General features: G+C 62.9%; 2 protein-coding genes. One reads left to right on the top strand and one right to left on the bottom strand.

The window, feature by feature from the left end; genetic code table 11:
- Window positions 1-23 precede the first annotated feature (23 nt).
- On the bottom strand, window positions 24-848 hold the full coding sequence (locus ENZ74_RS27300; RefSeq protein WP_127313123.1) for a glycosyltransferase family 25 protein: 825 nt from the start codon (window positions 846-848) through the stop codon (window positions 24-26).
- Between the two features lie 189 nt (window positions 849-1,037).
- On the opposite strand from ENZ74_RS27300, the gene ENZ74_RS27295 reads away from it, so the two are divergent.
- On the top strand, window positions 1,038-2,987 hold a 1,950-nt coding region (locus ENZ74_RS27295), incomplete at its 3' end, for a heavy metal translocating P-type ATPase (protein ID WP_127313122.1).

Raw genomic sequence — 2,987 nt, 5'->3', positions numbered from 1 at the left:
GGGTATGGGGCGTTGAAGCCGGTTCAAGACCCGGCTGAGTTTTGGCTCGGATAAGTAAATGGAATGACCATTCTCCGCTTCAGTCGACCGAAATCGACAATGCGCTTGCCTATTCGCCGAGCCTCGGCTTTGACCCTCGCTATGGCTGTCTTTCTGCGTTTCCCGGTCCCGGCGGGTGCGGCGCACTGGATATCCCGCTTTTCTCTGAGCAGGCGTGGCAATTGGAGCGCCCTGTCGCCAAGGAACTGATCTTGCGCGCAGAGCGCAGGAACAAGCTGATAGATCGTCTCGCCTCGCAAAACCGAAAACTCGGGGTTGAAGACAAGGTCGTCGACAGCGATGCCGATCTCCTCGGTGGCCTTGATCAGGTCGAGCGCGGTTTGCCTGGAGATGATGTAGCCGGCGGTTCCTATATGTTCGGCGTCGAGTTTGGATGTGGAAAAGCCGTGACCGATGGCAATGCGCTTGCGTCGGATCACGGTCTTACAGAAGTAGCTTTCGAGCTTGACGACTTCGGCATCGGCTGGGATCCAGTCGCTGTCGCGAAGCAATGCGCCGGCTTTTGCGGCAAAGACGATGTCGTCCTCGAAAATCGCCCCGTAGCGGGCGTCGCCTTGCGCGATGACAGCCCAGCAGGCCCGGTGACTGAGCAGGCAGGCGATCTCGCCGTCAGTCAATGGCAGCCTGTTCCGATATCCGACATTTTGCGGCAGCTGGTCCAGCTCCGGCCGGTCGCGTGCGTCTATGGCCTGAACGCGTTCGAATGCAACGCCGATGCGGGCAAACTCCGCCGTCACACGGGCAAGGCGATCGGGAGACCGATCGAGATTGATGACCAGACGCTTCATTGCCGAAGAAAATCCCCACCCCCGCGACGCTCGCGCTTTCTAGCAGGCCTGGTGTTGCCGCGTGAGACTTTTTCTGGGGTGGATGGACGCGCCGTGGACCGGAGAAGAAAAGTCGAAACAGCCCTTGACCTTCCAGTTACTGGAAGCCCTATCTCCACGTCACACACCGATCCATCAAGGCATTTTCGAATGACGCATTCAGATCACGATCATCACGCGCACGGCAGCTGCTGCTCGACAAAAGGCGCCGTGCCCACCACGAAGAGCGTCGTCCGCGACCCGGTCTGCGGCATGACTGTCGATCCGGCGGCTGGCAAGCCGACGGCCGAGCATGATGGCCATCTCTATCATTTCTGCAGCCAGGGCTGCCGCACGAAATTCGTCGCCGAACTGGAAAAATTCCTGACCGCCACCGATCCGGTCTGCGGCATGAGCGTCGACCGCGCGACAGCCAGTCATTTTGCCCGCCACGAAGGCCAGGGCTTCTATTTCTGCTCGGCCGCTTGCCAGGCGAAATTCGAGGCGGAGCCGCAAAAATATCTCGGCGGCAGGCCAGCACCGCAGCCGATGCCCAAGGGCACGCAATACACCTGCCCGATGCACCCGGAGATCGTCCGCGACAAGCCCGGATCCTGCCCGAAATGCGGCATGGCGCTGGAGCCGATGGGCGTACCAACGGGTGACGAGGGTCCCAATCCGGAACTGGTCGATTTCACCAGGCGATTCTGGGTCAGTGCCGCTCTATCCGTCCCTTTGCTGGTCGTCGCCATGGCGCCGATGCTTGGCCTGACTTTCCAGGCTTTTGTCGACGAGCGGACGAAGGTCTGGCTTGAGCTGGCATTGGCCAGCCCCGTCGTGTTGTGGGCGGCACTGCCTTTCTTCCACCGCGGCTGGGATTCGCTCGTCAACCGCAGCCCCAACATGTGGACGCTGATCTCGCTCGGCGTCGGCGCCGCCTATCTCTACAGCGTCGTCGCCACGCTGTTTCCGGATATCTTTCCGCATCAGTTCCGCGGCCATGGCGGTGCGGTGCCGGTTTATTTCGAGGCTGCCGCCGTCATCGTCGCGCTGGTCTTCCTTGGCCAGGTGCTGGAGCTGCGCGCCCGTGAAAAGACCGGCTCGGCGATCCGCGCCTTGCTCGATCTCGCACCGAAGACAGCGCGGCTGATCGCCGCCGATGGTTCCGAAAACGACGTGCCCCTCGCCGCCGTCAAGGCCGGCGATCGCCTGCGCATACGCCCCGGTGACGCCGTGCCGGTCGATGGCACGGTGCTGGAAGGACGGTCCTCGCTCGACGAATCGATGATCACGGGCGAGCCGTTGCCGGTCGAGAAGGTCGAGGGCGATGCGCTGACCGGCGGCACGCTCAACAAGAATGGTGCGCTGATCATGCGCGCTGAGAAGGTCGGCGCCGAGACGACGCTGGCGCGCATCGTCGAGCTCGTCGCCAAGGCGCAGCGCTCGCGCGCCCCGATCCAAGGGTTGGCTGATCGCGTTTCTTTCTACTTTGTCCCGGCCGTCGTCCTTGTCGCGATTGTCGCCTTCATCGCTTGGGCCGTGTTTGGACCCGAGCCCAGCCTGATCTTTGCCATCGTCTCGGCGGTGTCGGTGCTGATCATCGCTTGTCCCTGTGCGCTCGGCCTCGCCACGCCGATGTCGATCATGACCGCCACCGGGCGCGGGGCGCATGCCGGCGTGCTGATCAAGGAAGCCGCAGCACTCGAACGCTTCGCTTCCGTCGACACGCTGATCGTCGACAAAACGGGGACGCTGACCGAAGGCCGGCCGAAGCTGACCGATGTCGTCACGGCAAACGGCTTTTCCGAAGACGAATTGCTGGCGCTTGCCGCGGGCCTGGAGAAAGGCTCGGAGCATCCGCTGGCTGAAGCCATCGTTGACGGCGCCGCTACGCGCGGCGTGACCGTTGCAGAGGCCAGCGGCTTCGAGGCGGTCACCGGGAAGGGTGTGTCCGGTTCGGTCTCGGGAAAGACGGTCGCGCTCGGGAACGCCGCGATGATGGCCGACCTTGGCGTCGACATCGCATCCATCTCGGCCAAGGCCGAGGCGCTGCAACTCGAAGGCAAGACGGCGATGTTCGTTGCTGTCGACAAAAAACTGGCCGGCATCGTCGCCGTCGCC

It is taken from the genome of Mesorhizobium sp. M7A.F.Ca.CA.002.15.2.1 (genome assembly GCF_003998715.1).
Taxonomy (GTDB): domain Bacteria; phylum Pseudomonadota; class Alphaproteobacteria; order Rhizobiales; family Rhizobiaceae; genus Mesorhizobium; species Mesorhizobium ciceri.
This window is presented reverse-complemented; position numbering and strand designations above follow the sequence as displayed.

Excerpts from the sequence above, each read along its gene's own strand:
- ENZ74_RS27300 (WP_127313123.1), bottom strand. The coding sequence starts at position 848 with ATGAAGCGTCTGGTCATCAATCTCGATCGGTCTCCCGATCGCCTTGCC.